Origin of the sequence: Faecalicatena contorta, from assembly GCF_003149105.1 — a bacterium.
Taxonomy (GTDB): domain Bacteria; phylum Bacillota; class Clostridia; order Lachnospirales; family Lachnospiraceae; genus Muricomes; species Muricomes contortus_C.
On sequence record NZ_QGDS01000002.1, the window covers coordinates 395,044 to 417,647 of the forward strand.

The window sequence follows — 22,604 nt, forward strand, 5'->3', positions numbered from 1 at the left end:
GTATGCCTATGGCAAAAAAACTACAGGATTATTTTCCAATGATTCGGACAGGTCAGGAGGTGCTGGACGAGATTGAAGGGCGTGAAGAACTGCTGGCTATATTCGAGGAGTGGAGCGAGGAGCGTCAGGAAGAATTTTTGAATTTCTGTACGGGAGCAAGAGGAGTGAAGGTCCTTTATGACAGCTTTTTCAAAGAACTATTCAGCCCGGAATATCACCCGGAGCGCATTGAGAGATTTCTTTCTCTCTTATTAGACAAAAAAGTGAGGATTGCACAGATACTGCCGAATGATTCCGTCCGGATAGCAGATGAGTGTACCCTGCTGGTTACTGATATTGTCGTAGAGCTGGAGGATGGAAGTCTGGGGAATATTGAAATCCAAAAAATTGGGTATGCATTTCCTGGCGAACGCATGGCGTGTTATTCGTCCGATTTACTGCTGAGACAGTATAAAAGGGTGCGTGCGAGAAGAAAAGATAAGTTTACATACAGGGATATAAAAACAGTGTATACCATTGTATTGTTTGAGAAGAGCACAGAGGAATTCCATGCTGTGAAAAACCAGTATATACATAGAGGAAAACAAAGATTTGATACGGGGCTTGGAGTAAATACTCTGCAGGAGTATATCCTCATCCCACTTGACATTTTTAAGGAGAACACGCACAATAAAGGCATAAAAAATGAATTGGATGCATGGCTTACATTTATTAGCTTTGATGAACCGGAAAAGATGATAGAGCTAATAGAAAATTATCCGGAATTCAAAGAAATGTATGAAGAAGTGTATCAGATGTGTTTGAACATGGAAAGGGTGATGGGTATGTTCTCAAAGGAATTACGGGAGCTGGACCGGAATACGGTGCAGTATATGATTGAAGAGCAGAAAAAGAACCTGGCGGAGAAACAGAAAGAGGTGGCGGAGAAACAGAAAGAGGTGGTGGAGAAACAGAAAGAGGTGGTGGAGAAACAGAAGAAACTGGAAGAACAGCAAAAGCAGTTGGAGGAACAAAGAGAGCAGGCAGAGCAATGGAAAAGAAAATCTCAGGAAAAGGATAGAAAGTTACAGGAGGAAAGTATAAAATTACAGGAAAAAGAAAGAGAAAATGAAGAATTAAAAAAGAAGCTGAAATTATTGGAGGAGGAGCGGCTGTAACATTTTATAGGTGTGCCGAAAAAAGGAATATTCTATATGCAATAACTTTACAAATTTTTAATGATTTAATTAGCACTCGACTATTGACTCTGCTAACAGGGAGTGATAATGTTATATTGTTAATAGAACAAATAGCATGAAATAACAAAGGGGGTCTATTTATGAATATAAATAAATTTACGCAGAATTCAGTTCAGGCAGTGCAGGGCTGTGAGAAGATTGCTTATGATTACGGCAATCAGGAGATTGCGCAGGAACATCTGCTATATGCGCTTGTGACCCAGGATGACAGTTTGATTTTGAAATTACTTGAGAAAATGAATATTCAGGGAACCTTGTTAGTGAACCGTGTGGAGGAAGCACTTTCCAGGAGGCCTAAGGTACAGGGCGGACAGGTGTTTGTAGGACAGGATCTGAATAATGTACTGATTCACGCAGAGGATGAGGCAAAGCAGATGGGAGATGAATATGTCTCCGTGGAGCATCTTTTCCTGGCACTTTTAAAATATGCAAGCCGGGAACTAAAAGGGCTGTACAAAGAGTTTGGCATTAACCGGAACAGCTTCCTGCAGGCATTGTCCACAGTCCGTGGAAATCAAAGAGTAACCAGTGATAATCCGGAAGCTACTTATGATACGTTAAATAAGTATGGACAGGATTTGGTAGAGCGCGCAAGGGATCAGAAGCTCGATCCGGTAATCGGAAGAGATGAAGAAATCCGTAATGTAGTCAGAATCCTTTCCCGGAAGACGAAAAATAATCCCGTACTTATCGGTGAGCCGGGGGTAGGTAAAACAGCAGTGGTAGAAGGGCTTGCACAGCGTATTGTAAGAGGGGATGTCCCAGAAGGTCTGAAGGATAAGACCATCTTTTCTCTGGACATGGGTGCCCTGGTTGCAGGTGCCAAATATAGAGGAGAGTTCGAGGAACGTCTGAAAGCAGTTCTGGAAGAAGTGAAGAACAGTGACGGTAGTATTATCCTGTTTATTGATGAATTGCACACAATTGTAGGAGCAGGCAAGACGGACGGTGCCATGGATGCAGGCAATATGTTGAAACCAATGCTGGCCAGGGGAGAGCTGCACTGTATCGGTGCTACCACACTGGATGAATACCGCAAGTATATTGAGAAGGATGCAGCCCTGGAGCGGCGGTTCCAGCCGGTTATGGTGGAGGAACCTACGGTAGAAGATGCAATTTCCATTCTGCGCGGTCTGAAAGAGCGGTATGAAGTATTTCATGGCGTTAAGATTACAGACAGTGCTTTGGTTGCAGCTGCAATACTTTCCAACCGCTATATTTCTGACAGATTTCTCCCTGACAAGGCAATTGACCTTGTGGATGAAGCGTGTGCCTTGATTAAGACAGAATTGGACTCTATGCCCACAGAGCTGGATGAGCTGCGCCGCCGTATTATGCAGCTGGAAATCGAAGAAGAGGCATTGAAAAAGGAAGAAGACCGGCTGAGCAGGGAACGTCTGGAACATTTACAGGAAGAGTTGGCGGAGCTTCGTGAGGAATATTCTGGCAAAAAAGCACAGTGGGACAATGAAAAAACTTCTGTGGAAAGAGTGCAGAAGGTCCGGGAAGAAATTGAGCAGGTAAATAATGACATTCAGAAAGCCCAAAGGGAATATGACCTGAACAGGGCTGCCGAGTTACAGTATGGACGTCTTCCTCAGCTGCAGAAACAGTTGGAGGAGGAAGAAAATAAATTAAAGGAAAAGGAAATGTCTCTGGTACATGAGGCTGTTACAGAGGAAGAAATCGCCAGAATCATTTCCAGATGGACGGGAATACCCGTGGTAAAACTCAATGAAAGTGAGCGGAGTAAGACTCTTCACCTGGGCGCAGAGCTTCATAAACGTGTGATTGGCCAGGAAGAAGGTGTAGACCTTGTAACAGAAGCGATTATCCGTTCTAAGGCCGGTATCAAAGACCCATCCAAACCCATCGGCTCCTTCCTGTTTTTAGGACCTACAGGGGTAGGAAAGACAGAGCTGGCAAAAGCACTGGCTGAAAGCCTGTTTGACGATGAGAACAATATGGTCCGTATTGATATGAGTGAGTATATGGAAAAATTCTCTGTATCCAGACTTATCGGAGCACCTCCCGGATATGTGGGCTATGATGAGGGCGGCCAGTTAACAGAGGCAGTCAGAAGAAAGCCATATTCTGTAGTATTGTTTGACGAGATTGAAAAAGCTCATCCGGATGTATTCAATGTACTGTTACAGGTGCTGGATGACGGGCGGATTACAGATTCTCAGGGACGCACCGTAGACTTTAAAAACACCATTCTTATCATGACATCCAACCTTGGAGCCGGTTATCTTCTGGAGGGAATCAGAGAGGATGGTACGCTTGATGAAACAAGCCAGGATATGGTGATGAATGAACTGCGTGCCCGGTTCAGACCAGAATTTTTGAATCGTCTGGACGAAATCATTATGTTTAAACCGTTGACGAAAAATGATATTTATGCAATTATTGATTTATTAGCAGCAGACGTCAACAAACGGCTTGCTGACAAAGAACTTTCCATTGAGCTGACAGTACCTGCCAGAGAATTTATTGTAGAAGGCGGATACGACCCGATGTACGGTGCAAGACCTTTGAAAAGGTATTTGCAGAAGAATGTGGAAACCCTTGCAGCAAAACTGATCCTTGCAGGAAACGTTGGAAGAGAAGATATTATTTTAATTGATGTTGTTGACGGGCAATTGGAAGCAAAAGTGAAGGTGAAAGGACAATTGATTTCATGATGCCGATTATTTTCCATATTGATGTCAACTCTGCATATTTGAGCTGGACAGCGGTAGAGCAATTAAAAAAAGGTGCCAGGCAGGATATAAGGGAAATACCATCCATCATCGGCGGTGACCAGAAACAGCGCCGGGGTGTGGTACTTGCCAAATCTATGCCTGCTAAGAAATATGGCATTCGTACGGGGGAACCTGTTGCGAATGCCTTTCGCAAGTGTCCGGATTTGATTGTGGAGCCGCCTGATCATGAAATGTACCGGGAAAAAAGTGCACTTCTGATGGGATATCTAAAAGGCTTTACTGATGAGATTGAGCAGGTTAGTGTAGATGAGTGTTATATGGATTTTACAGAAATTGCATGGAAGTACCCATCTCCGATAGAAGCAGCGCTAGTTATAAAGGATGGGATTAAAGAGCAGTTTGGCTTTACAGTCAATATTGGAATTTCATCTAATAAGCTGCTGGCGAAAATGGCCTCGGACTTTGAAAAGCCGAACAGGGTACACACACTATTCCCGGAAGAAATTCAAATAAAAATGTGGCCACTTCCTTTGAGAGAGTTATATATGGCAGGTCGTTCCAGTGTGGAGATTTTGAAAAAACTGGAGATTCATACCATAGGGGATCTGGCGCAGGCAGACCCGGATTTGATTTTCCTGCATATGAAGAGCCACGGAAAAAAGCTTTGGGAGTTTGCAAATGGGTTTGACAACTCTATGGTCCAGTCCGGTCAGGTGGAGGCAAAAGGAATTGGAAACTCTACTACATTGTCCGAGGATGCTGTGACTGCAGAGGAAGCAAAGCAGGTATTTCAGGTTCTCTCTAAAAGAGTGGGAAGAAGGCTTAAAAAAGCTGGGCAGAAGGCATATATGGTGAGTATGGAAATCAGATATCATGATTTCCAGAACATTTCACATCAGAAACAGCTCACAAAGCCAACAGATGACGATTGCGTACTTTATGAGGCAGCCTGTCAGTTGTTTGATGAGACGTGGGACGGGGAGCCTGTCAGGCTGCTCGGAATCCGTACTGCGAAACTAGTGGATTCTTCGGAGCCTGTACAGCTTTCTATTTTTGACATAGAATTACCTGGACCGACTGACGAAAAGCATAGGAGACTGCACGAAGCGGTGAATGAAATACGAGGAAAATATGGAAGCAGCTCGGTAGTGAAGGCAAGTCTTATGAAGACAGGGAAGAACAGTTCAAAAAAGATGGAACTAAAAAAGGAAGGCGCGGAGAGGGGAGAGGCAGGTGAAGAGAATGAATAAAAATTATAATTTGGAACTTATCAGAACTGTTTCCTTTGTGATGGTTGTAATCATACATGTGACTAATTATTTTTGCAGGGCATATGTTGACATTAGCAGAGGCGAATATTTGTTTTCTGTTATTCTGGACACCGTGTCCAGAGTCAGCGTCCCCTGCTTTTTCATGCTCAGCGGTGTCCTGCTGCTGGGGAGAACAGAGCCTCTTTACAAAAATGCAAAACGGCTGCTGCGGTTTTTGATTGTATTGGTATTCTGGAGCATAGTATATTACTTCTTTAATGTTTATTATATGGGTACGTCTTATGATTTGCGGGATTTGTTTTATGTTCCTGTGGAATCCCATCTTTGGTATCTCTATGCAGTGGTTCCTATTTATCTGGTGCTGCCATTTTTTCAGGTTATGTGCAGGGGAATGAATTCAAATATGGATAAGGCTTTCCTTGTTGTCGGGGCAGCGGCATCTATGTTTACGTATTTTTCATCTTTTCTGCATGCAGAGCCTTACTATGACATACCGATTATCGGGGACAGAGTGTACGCTGTCTATTTTTTCCTTGGATATATTCTCAGTAAATACAAAGAGAAATTGAAGGGGCACGCTCATTCGCTTTTGGGAATTTTTCTGGGGAGTACAGCATTGAATATAGTGATAACAGTGTGGGTGACATACAGGATTGGGGACCATTACGAGCGGTTCCTGGAATATGGGTCTCCGCTGGTCATGATAAGCGGGATATCCTTTTTTTGTCTGATGATGCAGGCAGGGAATGGGGAAGTGCGTTTGAAAGAGCAGACAAAAAAATGGATAGATATATGGTGCGGATGCTCCTTTGGGATTTATCTGATTCATATTCTTTTTCTGGACCACTATAAAAAATATGTGGAGCCGGACCAGGTTTCAGCATGGATTGCAGTGCCGGGACTTACAATAGGAATCCTTGGTATATCTTTTGTGTGCGTCTATCTAATCAGAAGACTGCCCTTTGGAACATATATTTCATAAAGAATTCGTATCTGTACTGAACAGTTACAAGAATTCATCAGAGAAATTTTGCAACAGAAAGCCGATTGTGTTATTCTATATAACATAAGGCGTACTTGAATTAGGAGGAATGTACATGAAGCTGAATCAGCTATTAGAACGTTTAAAATATGAGGTAGTACAGGGGAGCGATGAAATCCAGGTTACTACGCTGGTCAATGACTCCCGCAAAATAGAAAGTGGTTCCGTATTTGTATGTATTTCCGGTGCAGTGGTGGACGGACATGAGTTTATCTCCGATGTAGCCGGAAAGGGTGCGATTGCGGTAATCGTAGAAAAAGAAGTAGAAGCACCCAAAGATGTGACGGTAATCCGGGTGCCTGACACAAGATATGCACTGGCTCTGATGTCGGCTTCTTATTTTGGCTATCCGGCAGAGAAAATGAAAATCATTGGAATTACCGGAACTAAGGGAAAGACAACAACTACATATATGATTAAGTCTATTTTAGAGGAAGTGGGGCATAAAGTAGGTCTGATAGGAACGATAGAGACAATTATCGGGGATGAGAAGATACCGGCGGCCAATACCACGCCTGAGTCATATACGATTCACCAGTATTTTGCGAAGATGGCAGAAGCGGGGTGTGACAGTGTGGTGATGGAAGTGTCCTCCCAGGGGCTGATGCTGCACAGGACGGCGGGGATTCTCTTTGATATTGGAATTTTCACCAATCTGGGAAGAGATCACATCGGGCCAAATGAGCATAAGGATTTTGAGGATTATAAAAGGTGCAAGGGGCTTCTTTTCCAGCAGTGCAGACAGGGAATCGCGAATGTGGATGATGTGTATTTTGAGGATGTATTCTCTGGTGCAACCTGTGAGACAGAGACTTTTGGATTTTCGGAAAAGGCCGATCTGAGGGCAGTCGATACCCACCTGGTATCCAGGCCGGGTTATCTTGGGATTGCTTACCATGTCACTGGCCTGATGGATTTTGATGTGGAAATTGATATCCCGGGGAAATTCAGTGTTTATAATTCCTTAACAGCAATAGCGGTATGCAGGCATTTTCAGGTACCGGCAGAAAAAATCCAGGAGGCCCTGGGGGCAGCCAAGGTTAAAGGCAGGATTGAAATGATCCGGGTGTCCGATGATTTTACCCTGATGATTGACTATGCACACAATGCGATGAGTCTGGAGAGCCTTCTGACGACCCTCAAGGAATACAATCCTACGCGTTTGGTGTGTCTGTTTGGATGCGGGGGCAACCGCTCAAAAGAGAGGCGCTATGAGATGGGCGAGGTGTCAGGGCGGCTTGCGGACCTGACAATTATTACATCTGATAATCCGAGGTTTGAAGAGCCTCAGGATATTATAAATGATATTAAGGTCGGGATTGAACCGACAGAGGGTAAATATGTAGAAATCTGTGACAGAAAAGAGGCCATCCGGTATGCTATAGAGCATGGGCTGCCTGGGGATGTAATTGTACTGGCAGGGAAAGGCCATGAGGACTATCAGGAAATCAAAGGAGTAAAATATCCCATGGATGAGCGTGTACTGATTCAGGAAATCTTATCAGGGCATTAAAGTAGGTGAATACATTTCATGTATGCGAATATTATTGTAGACATTACACATGAAAAATTAGATAAAACATTCCAATATAGAATCCCCCCCCATCTGGAGGGAGAACTTTCTGTGGGGATGGAAGTGCTGGTCCCTTTTGGAAGGGGAAACCGTGAGACAAAAGGGTATGTGACAGGGATATCGGATACCTGTGTGTATGACGAATCCAAGGTAAAAGAAATTCAGGATATTTCCAGAAACAGTGTGGCCATTGAAGGAAAGCTGGCGGCACTGGCGGCGTGGATGAAGGAACAGTACGGCGGAACCATGATTCAGGCCCTAAAGACGGTTCTTCCTATCAAGCAGAAGGAGAATGCCAGGGTAAAGAAGTGGATACGGCTGCTTTTAGATGAGAAAGAGGGAAAGCAGAAACTGGACCATTATCTGGAGAAGAATCAGAAAGCCCGGGCCAGACTGATGGCGGCATTGCTGGATGATTCTGTTTTAGATTACGGCCTGGCAGCAAAAAAGCTGAATATTACGTTAACTGTGATACGTGCCCTGGAAGAACAGGGGATTCTTGTTCTGGAGTCCGAGCAAGTTTACCGGAATCCGGTGAAGGGAGAGCAGGCGGAAAGCAATATTTTGCTTACAGATGAACAGAAGCATGTTATTTCCACTTTTTGGGAAGACTATAAAAAGGAAAAGCGGGGCACATATTTGATATATGGAGTCACAGGAAGCGGTAAAACAGAGGTGTATATTGAAATGATACGCCGTGTGGCGGCACAAGGGAAACAGGCCATTGTTTTGATTCCTGAAATTGCTCTGACTTATCAGACGGTGATGCGGTTTTACCGGAATTTTGGTGACCGGGTTTCCATTATGAATTCCCGCCTGTCTGCCGGGGAACGCTATGACCAGATGCTGCGGGCAAAGGAAGGCGGGATTGATGTAATGATAGGGCCTCGTTCCGCACTATTTACGCCTTTCCCAAACCTTGGACTGATTGTAATAGATGAAGAGCATGAGACTACTTATAAAAGTGAGCAGGTTCCCAGATATCATGCCCGGGAAACAGCAGAAGCGAGGGCAGAAATGGAAGGAGCTAGTGTAGTCCTCGGGTCTGCCACACCTTCTTTGGAAGCTATGTATCGTGCAAAGAATGGGGAGTATACCCTTTTAGAGTTAAAAAACCGTTCAGGGATGCAGGATATGGCACAGGTATATACAGTAGACCTTCGGGAAGAGCTGAAAGAGGGAAACCGCTCCATATTAAGCAGAAAACTGCAGGAGCTGATTGCTGACAGGCTGGAGAAAAAAGAACAGATTATGCTGTTTTTGAACCGCCGGGGATATGCCGGTTTTATTTCCTGCCGGGAGTGCGGACATGTGGCAAAATGTCCCCACTGTGATGTCTCTCTTTCCTCCCACAGAGGAGGAAGAATGGTCTGCCATTACTGCGGGTATGAAAAGCCGAAAGAGGCTGCCTGCCCTGCATGTGGTTCCCGGCATATTGGAGAGTTCCGGGCCGGGACCCAGCAGATAGAAGAGACTGTAAAAAAACAGTTTCCCGGGGCGAGGGTACTTCGTATGGATATGGATACCACCCGTCAGAAGGATGGACATGAGAAAATATTGGCAGCGTTTGCCAATGAAGAGGCTGACATCCTGGTTGGAACACAGATGATTGTAAAGGGGCACGATTTTCCCAATGTGACTCTGGTGGGCGTACTAGCGGCAGACATGTCCCTTTATACAGATGATTACCGGGCAGGAGAAAGGACGTTCCAGCTTCTGACCCAGGCAGTAGGAAGAGCCGGGAGAGGATATAAGGGCGGTGAAGCTGTCATTCAAACCTACAGTCCGGAGCATTATGGAATTGTGACAGCGGCGGCCCAGGATTATGAGGTTTTCTATGAGGAGGAGATCAGTTACCGGAAGTTGATGGGCTATCCTCCGGCAGAGAACCTGCTGGCTGTACTGGCTAGCTGTGAGGACGAACAGCTCCTGGAAAAGGGGTGCAGATATTTGAAAGAATATGCTCTGCGTGTCCGCAGAGATGAAGATATGGATATCATCGGACCGGCAAGTCCCGGGATTGGAAAAGTAAACGATGTATATCGGAAAGTTCTCTATCTGAAAGCAGAAAGATATGATACACTAATAAAGATGAAAAACTACCTGGAACAATACATTGAAGTAAACAGCGGATTTCAGAAAATAAGGATACAGTTTGATTTTAATCCGATGCAGGTATTTTAACCTCTTCAGGTAAGCTCCCCGCTTCTGCGGGGGTGTGATTTGCCTGTTTTAGCGGGAGTCAAGCTCCCACTGAAATGTTGCGTAGCAACAATGAGGTTACGAACAAGCAGCAAAGCGGATTGCGAGTATCCGCTTTGACAAGCAGGTAAATAAAATTAAGATAATATATGGAGGAAATTATGGCAATCAGGGAAGTCAGAGAGATTGGGGACGAGATTTTAACAAAGAAGAGCAAAGATGTTTCAAAAATAACGCTTCGCACAAAAATCTTGATTGATGATATGCTGGATACAATGTACGAAAAGATGGGGGTAGGGCTGGCGGCGCCCCAGGTAGGAGTGCTCAAAAGCATTGTCGTGATTGATGTAGGTGAGGGGCCTGTTGTATTGATTAACCCTGTAATTCTGGAAACATCGGGAGAACAGACCGGGGAAGAAGGGTGTTTGAGCGTACCGGGAAAATGGGGAATTGTAACAAGGCCCAATTATGTAAAGGTACGTGCTTTGGATGAAAACATGGAAGAATTTGAGATAGAAGGTGAGGAATTGATGGCAAGAGCACTCTGCCATGAAATCGACCATCTGTCGGGGAATTTGTATGTAGACAAAGTGGAAGACGGGCTGCATGACGTGCAGTACGAGGAGGATGAAGAGTAAAATGAGAGTAATATTTATGGGAACTCCTGATTTTGCGGTAGGAACACTGGAAAAACTGATTCAGGCAGGTCATGACGTATGTCTGGCGGTGACACAGCCGGATAAGCCAAAGGGCAGGGGGAAGGAAATGCAGTTTCCTCCTGTGAAGGAAGCGGCAATAAGACATAAAATACCGGTTTACCAGCCTGTCAGGGTCAGAAAGCCGGAATGTGTGGAGGAGCTCAGGAAATATCAGGCGGATGTCATTGTAGTAGTAGCGTTTGGACAGATACTGCCCAGGGATATTCTGGAGATGACTCCCTACGGATGTATCAATGTTCATGCTTCCCTGCTGCCAAAGTACAGGGGGGCGGCACCCATTCAGTGGGCTATTATCTCTGGAGAAGATGTGACGGGAGTTACAACTATGCAGATGGATGAAGGGCTGGATACCGGCGATATGATTCTAAAAACCGAGGTGCCTATTACAGAAGATGAGACAGGAGAAAGTCTCCATGATAAACTGGCGGCAGCAGGTGCCAGCCTTTGTGCGGAGACTTTGGCGGCATTGGAAAGTGGAACTGCTGTATTGGAGCATCAGGGTGAAAGCCCTACTCCTTATGCTAAAATGTTAGATAAGAAGATGGGAAATATTGACTGGGAAAGTTCAGCGATAGAGATTGAAAGACTGGTGCGGGGACTGAATTCCTGGCCCAGCGCTTATACCCACTGGGGGAATAAGGTGCTAAAGATTTGGAAGGCAAAGGCTGAACCTGCAGCGGGACCGCAGCAGGGGGCAAAGCCAGGAACTGTATTGGAAGTGGGCAGAGAGAGCTTTACTGTACAGACCGGTGACGGACAGCTTCGTGTCAGCGAGCTTCAGATTCCGGGGAAAAAGAGAATGGAGGCAGGTGCATTTCTGAGGGGATATACACTGGAGTCTGGCACGATATTCACTTGTAATTCATAATACCCACAGGGATTATGAAGCATAGGTGTGAAAGAAAGTGCTATATTTGTAATTGTTCAGTACAGGACTGTGCATTTACTGCACAGGACCTGTGAAAACATTGAACATGCAATAGCAAGCCTCATCGCCAAAGGCGATTTTCATGGGCTTGCGGCGTATCTGTTCATGATTCTGAACAGATACCTATACCTGATGATTGGAGGAAGTTTCATGTATTATTATTACGACCCAACTTATATATTGGTTTTAATCGGAGCAGTCATTTGTATTCTGGCTTCCAGCCGGGTGAACAGAGTGTTCAATAAGTATTCACAGGTGCGCAGCCATTCCGGTATAACGGGGCGGGAAGCGGCGGAAAGGATTCTAAAGGCAAACGGCATTTATGATGTGCAGGTTCAGCATGTGTCTGGGAACCTGACTGATCATTATGATCCAAGAAATAAGACTTTGAGATTGTCAGATGCCACCTATCAATCTGCTTCCGTAGCTGCTATTGGTGTGGCGGCCCACGAGTGCGGCCATGCGGTACAGCACAATGTAGGGTATGCGCCGCTGAAAATAAGAGGTGCATTGGTTCCTGTTGCAAACTTTGGCTCTATGGCAGCCTGGCCGCTGATTATCATTGGCCTGTTCATCAACGGAAATGCGTCTTTGATTCTGATTAATCTGGGGATTTTCCTGTTTTCAGCCGCAGTTTTGTTTCAGCTTGTGACACTTCCGGTGGAATTGAATGCATCAAAACGGGCAGTAAAGGCACTGGAGACAACCGGGATGCTTTATCCTGAGGAAGTGGAAGCTACGAAAGATGTGCTGGGTGCAGCCGCCCTGACTTATGTGGCAAGTGCAGCATCCATGATATTGCAGCTATTGAGGCTGCTGCTTATCAGCGGACGCAGGCGCAATTAGCGGAGAAACATCCATGTCATTAAGACGTGAAAGGACCCCGCCTAAGTCAACAGGATGTACTTTACCACTAGGTTCGAAAGGACCTCACCAAGTGGTATAAGCAGGGAAACAATCATGCTGCTAAGTTCGAAAGAACCTCACTAAGCCAGCAGGTTGTACTTTACCACTAGGTTCGAAAGGACCTCACCAAGTGGTATAAGCAGGAGGATATAGAATGACAAAGCCGTTAAATGAACGGGAAATCGTGCTGGGAATTTTGATGGATGTAACGGAGCATGATGTGTACAGCCATATTGCACTGGGTAATGTGCTGAGTAAATACCAGTATCTGGATAAAAAAGAGCGTGCCTTCATCACGAGAGTGACCGAGGGCACGCTGGAACATATGATAGAGATTGATTATATTCTGGACCAGTTTTCTAAAGTGAAGACCAGGAAGATGAAGCCGGTTATCCGTAATATCCTGAGAAGTGCTGTGTACCAGTTGAAATACATGGATACAGTTCCAGATTCTGCTGTGTGCAATGAAGCTGTGAAGCTGGCGGTGAAGAAGGGCTTTGGTCCTTTAAAAGGATTTGTAAATGGAGTACTCCGCAGTACGGCCCGGGGTCTTGATAAGGTTGAATATCCAAAAGAGGCTGTGAAAGGGCTGTCCGTCAGGTATTCCATGCCAGAGTGGATTTTGGGAAAATGGCTTCAGGAATACAATATAGACACGGTGGAAAAGATACTGGCAGATTTTCAAAAGGAAAAGCCAGTAACAATTCGTTGCAATACAAGCTATATCACCCCGAAGGAGCTGGAGGAAAGGCTGAGATCGGAAGGGGTCACAGTTATGGCTCATCCCTATCTGCCTTATGCTTTTTCTATCACCGGGTATGATTATCTTGGGGAACTCTCCAGTTTTCAGGAAGGATTGTTTGCAGTACAAGATATCAGTTCTATGCTGGCCGGAGAAATCGCTTCGCCAAAAGAAGGCGATTATATCATTGATGTATGTGCTGCTCCCGGAGGAAAGTCTGTTCATCTTGCAGATAAGCTGAGAGGAACAGGGCATGTGGAAGCACGGGATCTGACAGAATATAAAACAGGAATGATTCAGGAAAACATTGACAGAATGAGGATGGAAAATATTTCAGCCGTATTGCAGGATGCCACGGTATTGCACGAAGCGTCGGTTGAAAAAGCGGATATGGTAATTGCAGACCTGCCCTGTTCGGGACTTGGGGTGCTGGGCCGAAAAACAGATTTGAAATATAAGGTTACAAAGATACAGACAGATGAACTTGCTGCTCTTCAGAAGGAAATTCTGGATACAGTGTACCGTTATGTAAAACCGGGAGGAACCTTGGTTTACAGTACGTGTACTATAAACCGGGCTGAGAATATAGATAATGTACATTGGTTTTTAGAGACACATCCGGAATATGCTTTGAATTCTATACAAGACAGAGTGTGCCGGGAATTGCAGGGGTCTGTACAGGAAGAGGGCTGTCTGCAGCTCCTGCCGGGAGTGAATGACAGTGATGGTTTTTTCATTGCAAGATTTATGAAAAAGGGGAGTTCATCGTAACTGTTCATGGTTCTGAACAGTTACAGTTCATCTCTTTAAAAAAGCTGGAAGGAAAGACGCAAGATAATGAAGAAGGATATTCGCGCATATACATATGAACAATTGCAAAGAGAACTGGAGATACTGGGTGAAAAGAAGTTTCGGGCAAAACAGGTATACGAATGGCTGCATATAAGGTTTGCCGGCAGCTTTGAGGAAATGACAAATCTATCCAAAGCTCTGAGGGAAAAGCTGGATGCCGAGTATATGATTCTTCCGGTCTCGATGCTGGAAAGACAAGAGTCCGCACTGGACGGCACGAATAAGTTTTTGTTTCAGCTTTACGATGGGAATGTGGTGGAAAGTGTTCTTATGCGTTACAAACATGGGAACTCAGTCTGCATTTCCTCCCAAGTAGGATGCCGCATGGGATGCCGGTTCTGTGCGTCTACCATCGGCGGTCTTGCAAGAAATCTTTCGGCTTCGGAGATGCTGGGGCAGATATACCAGATTCAAAAGATGATAGGGGAGCGCATTTCTAATGTGGTCGTCATGGGAACAGGGGAGCCTTTGGATAATTATGAGAATTTTTTGCGTTTCATCCGTCTGCTGACGGATGACCATGGACTTCATATCGGTCAGAGGAATGTGACCGTTTCAACCTGTGGAATTGTCCCTCGTATGCTGGAGCTTGCAGAGGAAAATCTACAGATAACCCTTGCCCTTTCTCTTCACGGGGCAAACCAGGAAAAGCGCAGAAGCCTTATGCCTGTAGCTGATCAATATGAGCTGGATGAGGTGCTTCATGCGTGTGATGAATATTTCCGGAAAACAGGAAGACGGGTGACCTTTGAGTACAGTCTGGTAAGCGGAGTAAATGATACGGATGAGGATGCACAGGAGCTGATAAAGATATTAAGGCCAAGAAATTGTCACCTGAATCTGATACCGGTGAATCCCATAAAAGAGCGTTCTTTTGACAGGCCGAGCAGGAAAAATGCGTTGAATTTTAAAAATAAACTTGAAAAACGTGGAATAAATGTTACTATAAGAAGGGAAATGGGTGCAGATATCGATGGAGCCTGTGGACAACTCAGACGCACGTTTGTGCAGACAAACAAAGAATAAAGGAGATATACTATGAAGACCTTTTCTATTACCGATGTTGGCATGGTAAGACAAGTGAATCAAGATTATGTCTATATGACAAATCAGCCGTTAGGACCTCTCCCAAACTTGTTTGTAGTAGCTGACGGTATGGGTGGACATCAGGCGGGCGATTATGCTTCAAAATATACAGTAGAGATTTTAAAAAGAGAATTGAAACAAAGTGATGAGGGTGACATAGAAAAGGCCCTTGTCTCCTCAATAAAGACTGCGAACCGGGAGATTATTAAAGCGGCCTCCCAGGATTCCCATTTAAAAGGGATGGGAACCACTGTGGTAGCAGCTACCATTGTGAACCAAATGATGTATTTTGCGAATGTGGGAGACAGCAGGCTTTATCTTATTAATCAGGGAATCGTGCAGCTTACAAAAGACCACTCTCTGGTTGAGGAGATGGTGCGCCTGGGAGGAATTAAGCCGGAAGAAGCAAAGCACCATCCGGATAAGAACATTATCACAAGGGCAATTGGTGCAAAAGAAAATGTTGAGGTAGATTTTTATGAACACCGTCTGAAAAAGGGAGACATCATTTTGATGTGTACAGACGGGTTAAGCAATATGGTAGAAGATGAAGAGCTTTTCCATATCGTGCAGGGGGGCAGGGACATTGTAGAAGCCGCAGAGTCCCTGGCAGAAACAGCAAAAGAAAACGGCGGTACGGACAATATAGGGATTGTTCTGGTAGAGCCGTTTGCGGATGAGGTGAGTATATGTTAAAAGAAGGAGTATTTTTAGGGAAGCGTTATGAAATATTGAGCCGTATTGGTTCAGGCGGGATGGCAGATGTTTACAAGGGAAAAGACCATAAGCTGAACCGGTATGTGGCAATTAAGGTACTGAAAAGTGATTTCCGTACCGATGAGATTTTTATTCAGAAGTTTTTGAGTGAAGCTCAGGCAGCAGCAGGCCTGATGCATCCGAATGTAGTAAATGTCTATGATGTGGGTCAGGACCGCGGACTGTATTATATGGTCATGGAGCTGGTTGAGGGAATCACATTAAAGGAATATATTGAAAAAAAGGGCAGGCTCACCCCAAAAGAGACAATCAGCATATCTATACAGATGGTGACAGGTATTCAGGCTGCTCACAATCAGCACATTGTTCATAGGGATATCAAACCTCAGAATATCATTATTTCCAAAGAAGGAAAAGTGAAAGTGACAGATTTTGGGATTGCGAGGGCAACCACGTCCACCAGTACCATTAGTACAAATGTCATGGGCTCTGTGCATTATACATCGCCGGAGCAGGCCAGAGGCGGTGTTGTAGATGCAAAAAGTGATATTTATTCTGCCGGGGTTACGATGTATGAGATGATAACAGGACATGTACCCTTTGACGGAGATTCCACAGTCACCGTAGCTCTCAAACATTTGCAGGAGGAAATCATTTCACCGGCGGAGGAAGTGCCGGATATTCCGTACAGTCTTGAATGTATCATTATGAAGTGTACCCAGAAGAATCCGGAGCGCAGATATCTTAACTGCCAGTCTCTGATTCTTGATTTGAAGCGCTCTATGGTAAACCCGGAGGGCGATTTTGTTAATATGTCACCTTATGCATCAGATACGGATGCCACGATTGTGATGCCCACAGAAGAAATGGAGCGTATACAGAATCGTGACTATGATACCAGTGATGATGACGATTACGATGACGACGACTATGATGATTATGATGATGACTATGAGTATGACAGTGACAGGTATGACAGCGAAGATGATGATGACTACGGCCCTGATGAAAGAAGGAAGGGCGATGTAGATCCGAATATGAAGAGAATCATGAAAATACTCATGATTGTGGCAGCCGTTGTTATCGCACTTGCTCTGGTCTTTTTTGTGGGAAAAGCAGCAGGACTCTTTAAAACAGGGCCTGGGATTGGCCAGACGGAGACAGAAAGTAAGGTAACAGTACCGGATCTGGTGGGCCTGACGGAAGAAGAGGCGAAGGCGGCCCTTGATAAGAAAGAGCTTGGATATTATGTATCGGGAAGAGAGACATCTGATAAGTATGATAAGGGTGTCGTTATCAGGCAGGAAACCGCTGCAAAGAAAAAAGTAGAGAAGAACACACAGATTAACGTTGTTGTCAGCACGGGAAAAGAAGAAAAAAAGGTGCAGGTTCCCAATGTTATAGGACAGGACGAGGCAGAAGCACAGAAGATGCTTGAGAATGAGGGGCTTGTTGTGGCTGATTCTGAAGCAAAATACAGTGACGATATAGAAGAAGGAAAGGTGATTTCCACCAATCCGTCTGCCGGAGCAGAGGTGAAGGAAGGTTCCAGGGTTACGATGGTAGTCAGCCTGGGAGCAGAGAAAGCTACAGTTCCGGATCTGGTCGGAATGGCGGCAGCGGATGCGGATGCGACACTGGCCGGTGCAGGGCTGAGGACAGGAAATGTCAGTGAAGAATATAGTGATGAGTATGATGCAGGCATTGTAATATCCCAAAAGACGAAAGTGGATAAAAAGGTAGCGAAAGACACCCCAATTGATTATGTTGTCAGCAAGGGACCTAAGATTGAGATGGTAAATGTTCCGCCTTTGACCAATAAGACGGAAGATGGGGCGATACAGGCATTAACAGATGCAGGCCTTTCCGTAGGAAATATAACTTATGAAAACAGCAGTGTGACACAAGGTTATGTCATTACTCAGTCTGCATCCCCAGGAAGCCAGTTGGAAAAAGGAACAGCTGTTGACTTTGTAGTAAGTCTTGGACCGGACCAGCCTTCCCCGCCGGATAATGGCTCAGGTGAAGAAGACGGAATAGAAGGCCAGTAAGCTTATGCGGGGAAAGATTATAAAAGGAATTGCCGGATTCTACTACGTTCATGTAGTAGAATCCGGTGTTTATGAATGTAAAGCAAAAGGTGTGTTCAGAAAAGAGAAGATAAAACCTCTGGTAGGGGATGACGTGAACATTGAGGTTCTTGATGAGGCCGGGAAGGAAGGAAATATTGTAGAAATTCTGCCAAGGCGGAATGAACTGATCCGGCCGGCTGTAGCAAATATTGACCAGGCACTGGTTGTGTTTGCGGTAACGAAGCCGGAGCCTCATTTTAACTTGCTGGACAGATTTTTGGTCATGATGGAGAGCAAAGACATTCCCGTAGTGTTGTGCTTTAATAAAAAGGATATTGCTACACAGCCTGAACTTGCAAACCTCCAGGAAATCTATCAGGCATGTGGATATCAGGTTATCTTTACCAGCGCACTGGAACAGGAAAATGTAGAAGCTTTAAGAAGAATACTGGAGGAAAAGACTACGGTCATTGCCGGACCGTCAGGGGTAGGTAAATCTTCCCTGATTAATCTCCTTCAGTCAGAAGTTCAGATGGAAACAGGCAGTATCAGTAAGAAGATTGCCAGAGGTAAGCATACAACCAGGCATTCGGAGCTGATAACGATAGATGAAAAATCCTATATCATGGATACGCCTGGTTTTAGTTCTTTATATGTCAATGAGTTTGAAAAAGAGGAACTGAAATATTATTTCAGGGACTTTGCCGCGTATGAAGGAAGTTGCAGGTTTAATGGCTGCGATCATGTGCATGAGCCCGGATGTTCGGTAAAAGAGGCAGTGGACAGCGGGAAAATCCATCCCGTACGATATGAAGATTATTTGGAAATGTACCAGGAATTACAGGGAAAGAAGAGGTATTAAAATGATGAAAAATGTATTGGCACCATCCATATTATCGGCTGATTTTAAAGTTTTAGGTGAACAGATTCGTGTAACAGCAGACAACGGAGCGGAATATCTTCATTTTGATGTAATGGACGGAATGTTTGTACCAAGTATTTCTTTCGGTATGCCTGTACTTAAGTCCATACAGGGCGTGAGCGGGCAGGTGATGGATGCTCATCTGATGGTAACAGACCCAATCCGTTATGTAGAGGCATTTCAGGCGGCAGGAGCAGATATTGTGACTGTGCATTTAGAAGCATGTGAGGATATACAGGCAGTGCTGGATAAAATTCATGGCTGCGGTATGAAAGCAGGGATATCCATAAAACCTGCTACACCAGTGGAGGCTTTGATTCCGGTTTTGGACCAGGCGGAGATGTTCCTCATTATGAGCGTAGAACCAGGTTTTGGAGGTCAGGCATTTATTCCGGAATCTCTGGATAAAATTAAGAACCTCAGGGCATTATTGGATGAAAGAAAGCTGGATGCTGATATTGAAGTGGACGGGGGAATTTACCTCACCAATGTAAAGGAAGTTCTGGCTGCCGGGGCAAATGTAATTGTGGCAGGCTCTGCGGTATTTAATGGGAATATAGAAGAAAATGTCAAGGGATTTATGGAGATTCTAAAAGAAAATGAGTAAGCGCACAGTAATTGTCAGCGGAGGTCTTTTAGAAGAAGAATTCGCTGTCAGCATTTTAAAAAACGAAGAGACAGAGTTGATTGTCGGGGTGGACCGGGGACTTGAGTTTCTTTATAAGCATAGCATCCTTCCCGATTATATCGTTGGGGACTTTGATAGTGTTCCTGAGGAAATCATCACATATTACAAAGAAGAGACAAAAGTTCCTGTCAGAGAGTTTAATCCCATAAAAGATGCGTCTGATACGGAAATAGCGCTGCGCTTGTGTTTGGATTTACGCAGACAAAATATATTGATTCTTGGGGGGACTGGTACAAGAATGGATCATGTCTGGGCGAATGTCCAGGCCCTGAAGCTTGCCGTGGATGCTGGTGCAGATGCAAGGATTGTGGACACACATAATCAGATACGCCTTTTGAAGAACAGTTTTGTGCTGAAAAAGGAAGAGGCTTACGGCCCGTATTTTTCTGTTTTTCCTTTAGGCGGTGATGTGAAAGATTTTAATCTCAAAGGTGCAAAATATCCTTTGAACCATCATGTACTAACGGCGTATGACAGCCTGTGCGTCAGCAATCAGATTAAAGAAGATGAGGTGGAAATTTCTTTTCCTTTCGGTGTGGTTATTTTGATGGAAACCAGAGACTAGAATATATCTTATTGAACATTAGTAGTTCAATAAGTATACATTAAGGATATAAGGCGGAAAATAAGTGGAAAAAGGTTGAGAGTTTTTACCCTCAACCTTTTTTACTTGGATTTATTGCTTTTACAGGCTTAGTGTTTTATAATGAAAAGTACTTGGCGGAAAAAAGTTTTACTCATAATCGTGCCATATTAAAGATTATTAAGAAGTTGAATAGAAGTAATACAAGAAATTTAAAAGTGTAGTAAATACAAGGAGAATAGAGAACAATGAAATTAGGAATTGTAGGATTACCCAATGTTGGGAAAAGTACGTTATTTAACTCACTGACGAAGGCAGGAGCAGAGTCTGCAAATTACCCATTCTGTACCATCGATCCGAATGTAGGGGTTGTGACTGTGCCCGATAAACGTCTGGACGTTTTGGGTGAGATGTACCATACAAAGAAAATTGTTCCCGCTGTAATTGAATTTGTTGATATTGCAGGGTTGGTAAAGGGAGCCTCTAAGGGGGAAGGTCTGGGAAATCAGTTTTTAGCAAATATCCGTGAGGTTGACGCAATTGTGCATGTGGTCAGATGCTTCGAAGATAGTAATATTGTCCATGTGGATGGCAATATTGATCCTCTGCGTGATATTGAGACAATTAATTTAGAGTTAATTTTTTCGGATTTGGAAATTTTGGAGAGAAGAATTTCCAAGACAACAAAGGTTGCGAGAAATGATAAAAGTGCAGCAAAAGAACTGGAGCTTTTAGAACGCATCAAGGCTCACCTGGAAGAAAATAAAATGGCGAAGAGCTTCACCACAGATGATGAGGAAGAGCAGGCATGGCTGGCAGATTATAATCTTCTGACTGCAAAGCCGGTTATCTTTGCGGCAAATGTGACAGAAGATGATTTGGGAGATGATGGCGGTTCCAATACAGAGGTGCAGGCGGTGCGCCAATATGCAAAACAGGAAGGCTGTGAGGTTTTTGTAGTATGTGCCCAGATTGAGCAGGAAATTGCGGAGCTGGATGATGAAGAAAAGAAAATGTTTCTGGAGGATTTAGGTTTAGAAGAGTCTGGATTGGAAAAGCTTATTAAAGCAAGCTACCATCTTTTAGGGCTAATCAGTTATCTGACAGCAGGCGAACCGGAGGTTCGGGCATGGACAATCAAGATTGGAACAAAGGCTCCTCAGGCAGCAGGAAAAATCCATTCAGATTTTGAACGTGGATTTATACGTGCGGAGATTGTGAGTTATGATGATTTGATGGCATGCGGTACACACGCCGCTGCAAAAGAGAAAGGACTTGTCAGACTGGAAGGCAAAGATTATGTAGTACAGGATGGAGACATCATTTTATTTAGGTTTAATGTGTAAAGGGAGCATAGAATATGCATGATAATATTAACTTTCCTCATTTGGGAATCCACTTGGAACATGTAGGAAAATCTGTCACCGTATTTGGATTTGAAATTGCATATTATGGGATAATTATCGGATGTGCAATTTTGATTGGATTTCTGATTGCCACAGCAGAAGCAAAGAGAACCAGGCAGAATCCGGAGAATTATCTGGATATGGGAATGATTGGGGTCATTTGCGGAATCGCAGGGGCTAGAATTTATTATGTTGCTTTTTCATGGGACATGTATAAAGATAATCTCCTGGATATTCTGAACCTGCGTGAAGGAGGGCTCGCGATTTATGGCGGCGTGATTGGAGCGGTAATTACAGTGCTTGTATACGCCCGGGCAAAGCGTTTAAATGCTCCTCAGATATTTGATACCGTAGCTATGGCTCTTCTGAATGGGCAGATGCTGGGACGGTGGGGAAACTTTTTCAACCGTGAAGCGTTTGGCGGGTATACAGATAGCCTGTTTGCAATGCAGATTCCTTTTGATGTAGTCAGGACCGGTGATATGACAAAAACAATGCAGGAACATATAAAGGTGCTGGACGGAATAGACTATATTCAGGTACATCCCACATTTTTATATGAATCGCTGTGGTGTTGTATATTACTTATTTTTCTGTTTCTCTATAGAAAACACAAAAAATATGAAGGCGAATTATTCCTGATTTATCTGTTCGGATACGGATTGGGAAGAGTTTGGATAGAAGGATTGAGGACAGACCAATTGCTGATTCCAGGGCTTGGATTCCCGGTTTCCCAGCTGCTGGCTGGAATAATTGTGGTTGTTGCCGGGGGAATGCTGGTCTTTCTCAGAAAGAATCATAAAAAGGCACCTTTCATAAAATCAGATAAGAAATATGAGCCGATGCCGGAGAAGTTGTCCGGGAAGAAACGTCCGAAAGCGAAAGACCGGCTTTTTAAGTAAGTGCGCATAGAGCGGGTGAAGGTGTTATCCGCTTTAGCAATATAATATTA

18 protein-coding genes are annotated in these 22,604 nt (G+C 44.3%); all 18 read left to right on the forward strand.

Going from position 1 to position 22,604, the window contains the following annotated elements:
• The first annotated feature begins 8 nt into the window (after nucleotides 1-8).
• The 18 genes from A8805_RS05215 (at nucleotide 9) to lgt (ending at nucleotide 22,554) form a co-directional block, all read left to right on the forward strand.
• Nucleotides 9-1,157, forward strand: coding sequence for a PD-(D/E)XK nuclease family transposase (locus tag A8805_RS05215; RefSeq protein ID WP_109709140.1), 1,149 nt, complete (start codon nucleotides 9-11; stop codon nucleotides 1,155-1,157).
• 161 nt (nucleotides 1,158-1,318) lie between these two features.
• Nucleotides 1,319-3,922 carry an ATP-dependent chaperone ClpB gene (gene clpB / locus A8805_RS05220; protein WP_109709141.1) on the forward strand — a complete coding sequence of 868 codons (2,604 nt, stop codon included), beginning with the start codon at nucleotides 1,319-1,321 and terminating at the stop codon, nucleotides 3,920-3,922.
• Nucleotides 3,919-5,193, forward strand: coding sequence for a Y-family DNA polymerase (locus tag A8805_RS05225; RefSeq protein WP_109709142.1), 1,275 nt, complete (start codon nucleotides 3,919-3,921; stop codon nucleotides 5,191-5,193). Before clpB ends, A8805_RS05225 begins: the two co-directional genes overlap by 4 nt.
• Nucleotides 5,186-6,196 (forward strand): acyltransferase, encoded by a 1,011-nt coding sequence (locus A8805_RS05230; RefSeq protein WP_109709143.1) that lies wholly within the window; start codon nucleotides 5,186-5,188, stop codon nucleotides 6,194-6,196. Before A8805_RS05225 ends, A8805_RS05230 begins: the two co-directional genes overlap by 8 nt.
• A gap of 115 nt (nucleotides 6,197-6,311) precedes the next feature.
• Nucleotides 6,312-7,769, forward strand: coding sequence for a UDP-N-acetylmuramoyl-L-alanyl-D-glutamate--2,6-diaminopimelate ligase (locus tag A8805_RS05235; RefSeq protein ID WP_109709144.1), 1,458 nt, complete (start codon nucleotides 6,312-6,314; stop codon nucleotides 7,767-7,769).
• Between the two features lie 18 nt (nucleotides 7,770-7,787).
• The gene (priA, locus tag A8805_RS05240; protein WP_109709145.1) at nucleotides 7,788-10,013 is read left to right on the forward strand and encodes a replication restart helicase PriA; all 2,226 of its coding nucleotides are present in this window, start codon (nucleotides 7,788-7,790) and stop codon (nucleotides 10,011-10,013) included.
• A gap of 179 nt (nucleotides 10,014-10,192) precedes the next feature.
• The gene (gene def / locus A8805_RS05245; protein WP_109709146.1) at nucleotides 10,193-10,669 is read left to right on the forward strand and encodes a peptide deformylase; all 477 of its coding nucleotides are present in this window, start codon (nucleotides 10,193-10,195) and stop codon (nucleotides 10,667-10,669) included.
• 1 nt (nucleotide 10,670) lies between these two features.
• Nucleotides 10,671-11,618: a methionyl-tRNA formyltransferase gene (gene fmt / locus A8805_RS05250; protein ID WP_109709147.1), complete on the forward strand. Its 948-nt coding sequence runs from the start codon at nucleotides 10,671-10,673 to the stop codon at nucleotides 11,616-11,618.
• Nucleotides 11,619-11,828: 210 nt separating this feature from the next.
• On the forward strand, nucleotides 11,829-12,524 hold the full coding sequence (locus A8805_RS05255) for a zinc metallopeptidase (RefSeq protein WP_109709270.1): 696 nt from the start codon (nucleotides 11,829-11,831) through the stop codon (nucleotides 12,522-12,524).
• A gap of 214 nt (nucleotides 12,525-12,738) precedes the next feature.
• On the forward strand, nucleotides 12,739-14,097 hold the full coding sequence (rsmB, locus tag A8805_RS05260) for a 16S rRNA (cytosine(967)-C(5))-methyltransferase RsmB (RefSeq protein ID WP_109709148.1): 1,359 nt from the start codon (nucleotides 12,739-12,741) through the stop codon (nucleotides 14,095-14,097).
• Between the two features lie 66 nt (nucleotides 14,098-14,163).
• On the forward strand, nucleotides 14,164-15,204 hold the full coding sequence (gene rlmN / locus A8805_RS05265) for a 23S rRNA (adenine(2503)-C(2))-methyltransferase RlmN (RefSeq protein WP_109709149.1): 1,041 nt from the start codon (nucleotides 14,164-14,166) through the stop codon (nucleotides 15,202-15,204).
• Nucleotides 15,205-15,216: 12 nt separating this feature from the next.
• Nucleotides 15,217-15,960 carry a Stp1/IreP family PP2C-type Ser/Thr phosphatase gene (locus A8805_RS05270; protein WP_109709150.1) on the forward strand — a complete coding sequence of 248 codons (744 nt, stop codon included), beginning with the start codon at nucleotides 15,217-15,219 and terminating at the stop codon, nucleotides 15,958-15,960.
• A complete protein-coding gene (pknB, locus tag A8805_RS05275) occupies nucleotides 15,954-18,032 on the forward strand; it encodes a Stk1 family PASTA domain-containing Ser/Thr kinase (RefSeq protein WP_109709151.1) in 2,079 nt (692 codons plus the stop codon). Before A8805_RS05270 ends, pknB begins: the two co-directional genes overlap by 7 nt.
• A 4-nt stretch (nucleotides 18,033-18,036) precedes the next feature.
• Nucleotides 18,037-18,915 (forward strand): ribosome small subunit-dependent GTPase A, encoded by an 879-nt coding sequence (gene rsgA / locus A8805_RS05280; RefSeq protein WP_109709152.1) that lies wholly within the window; start codon nucleotides 18,037-18,039, stop codon nucleotides 18,913-18,915.
• A 4-nt stretch (nucleotides 18,916-18,919) separates the two neighbouring features.
• The gene (rpe, locus tag A8805_RS05285; RefSeq protein WP_109709271.1) at nucleotides 18,920-19,582 is read left to right on the forward strand and encodes a ribulose-phosphate 3-epimerase; all 663 of its coding nucleotides are present in this window, start codon (nucleotides 18,920-18,922) and stop codon (nucleotides 19,580-19,582) included.
• Nucleotides 19,575-20,228 carry a thiamine diphosphokinase gene (locus tag A8805_RS05290; protein WP_109709153.1) on the forward strand — a complete coding sequence of 218 codons (654 nt, stop codon included), beginning with the start codon at nucleotides 19,575-19,577 and terminating at the stop codon, nucleotides 20,226-20,228. Before rpe ends, A8805_RS05290 begins: the two co-directional genes overlap by 8 nt.
• Before the next feature lie 266 nt (nucleotides 20,229-20,494).
• Nucleotides 20,495-21,592, forward strand: a complete 1,098-nt coding sequence (gene ychF / locus A8805_RS05295) for a redox-regulated ATPase YchF (RefSeq protein ID WP_109709154.1) — start codon at nucleotides 20,495-20,497, stop codon at nucleotides 21,590-21,592.
• A 14-nt stretch (nucleotides 21,593-21,606) separates the two neighbouring features.
• Nucleotides 21,607-22,554 carry a prolipoprotein diacylglyceryl transferase gene (gene lgt, locus A8805_RS05300; RefSeq protein WP_109709155.1) on the forward strand — a complete coding sequence of 316 codons (948 nt, stop codon included), beginning with the start codon at nucleotides 21,607-21,609 and terminating at the stop codon, nucleotides 22,552-22,554.
• Nucleotides 22,555-22,604: the final 50 nt, after the last annotated feature.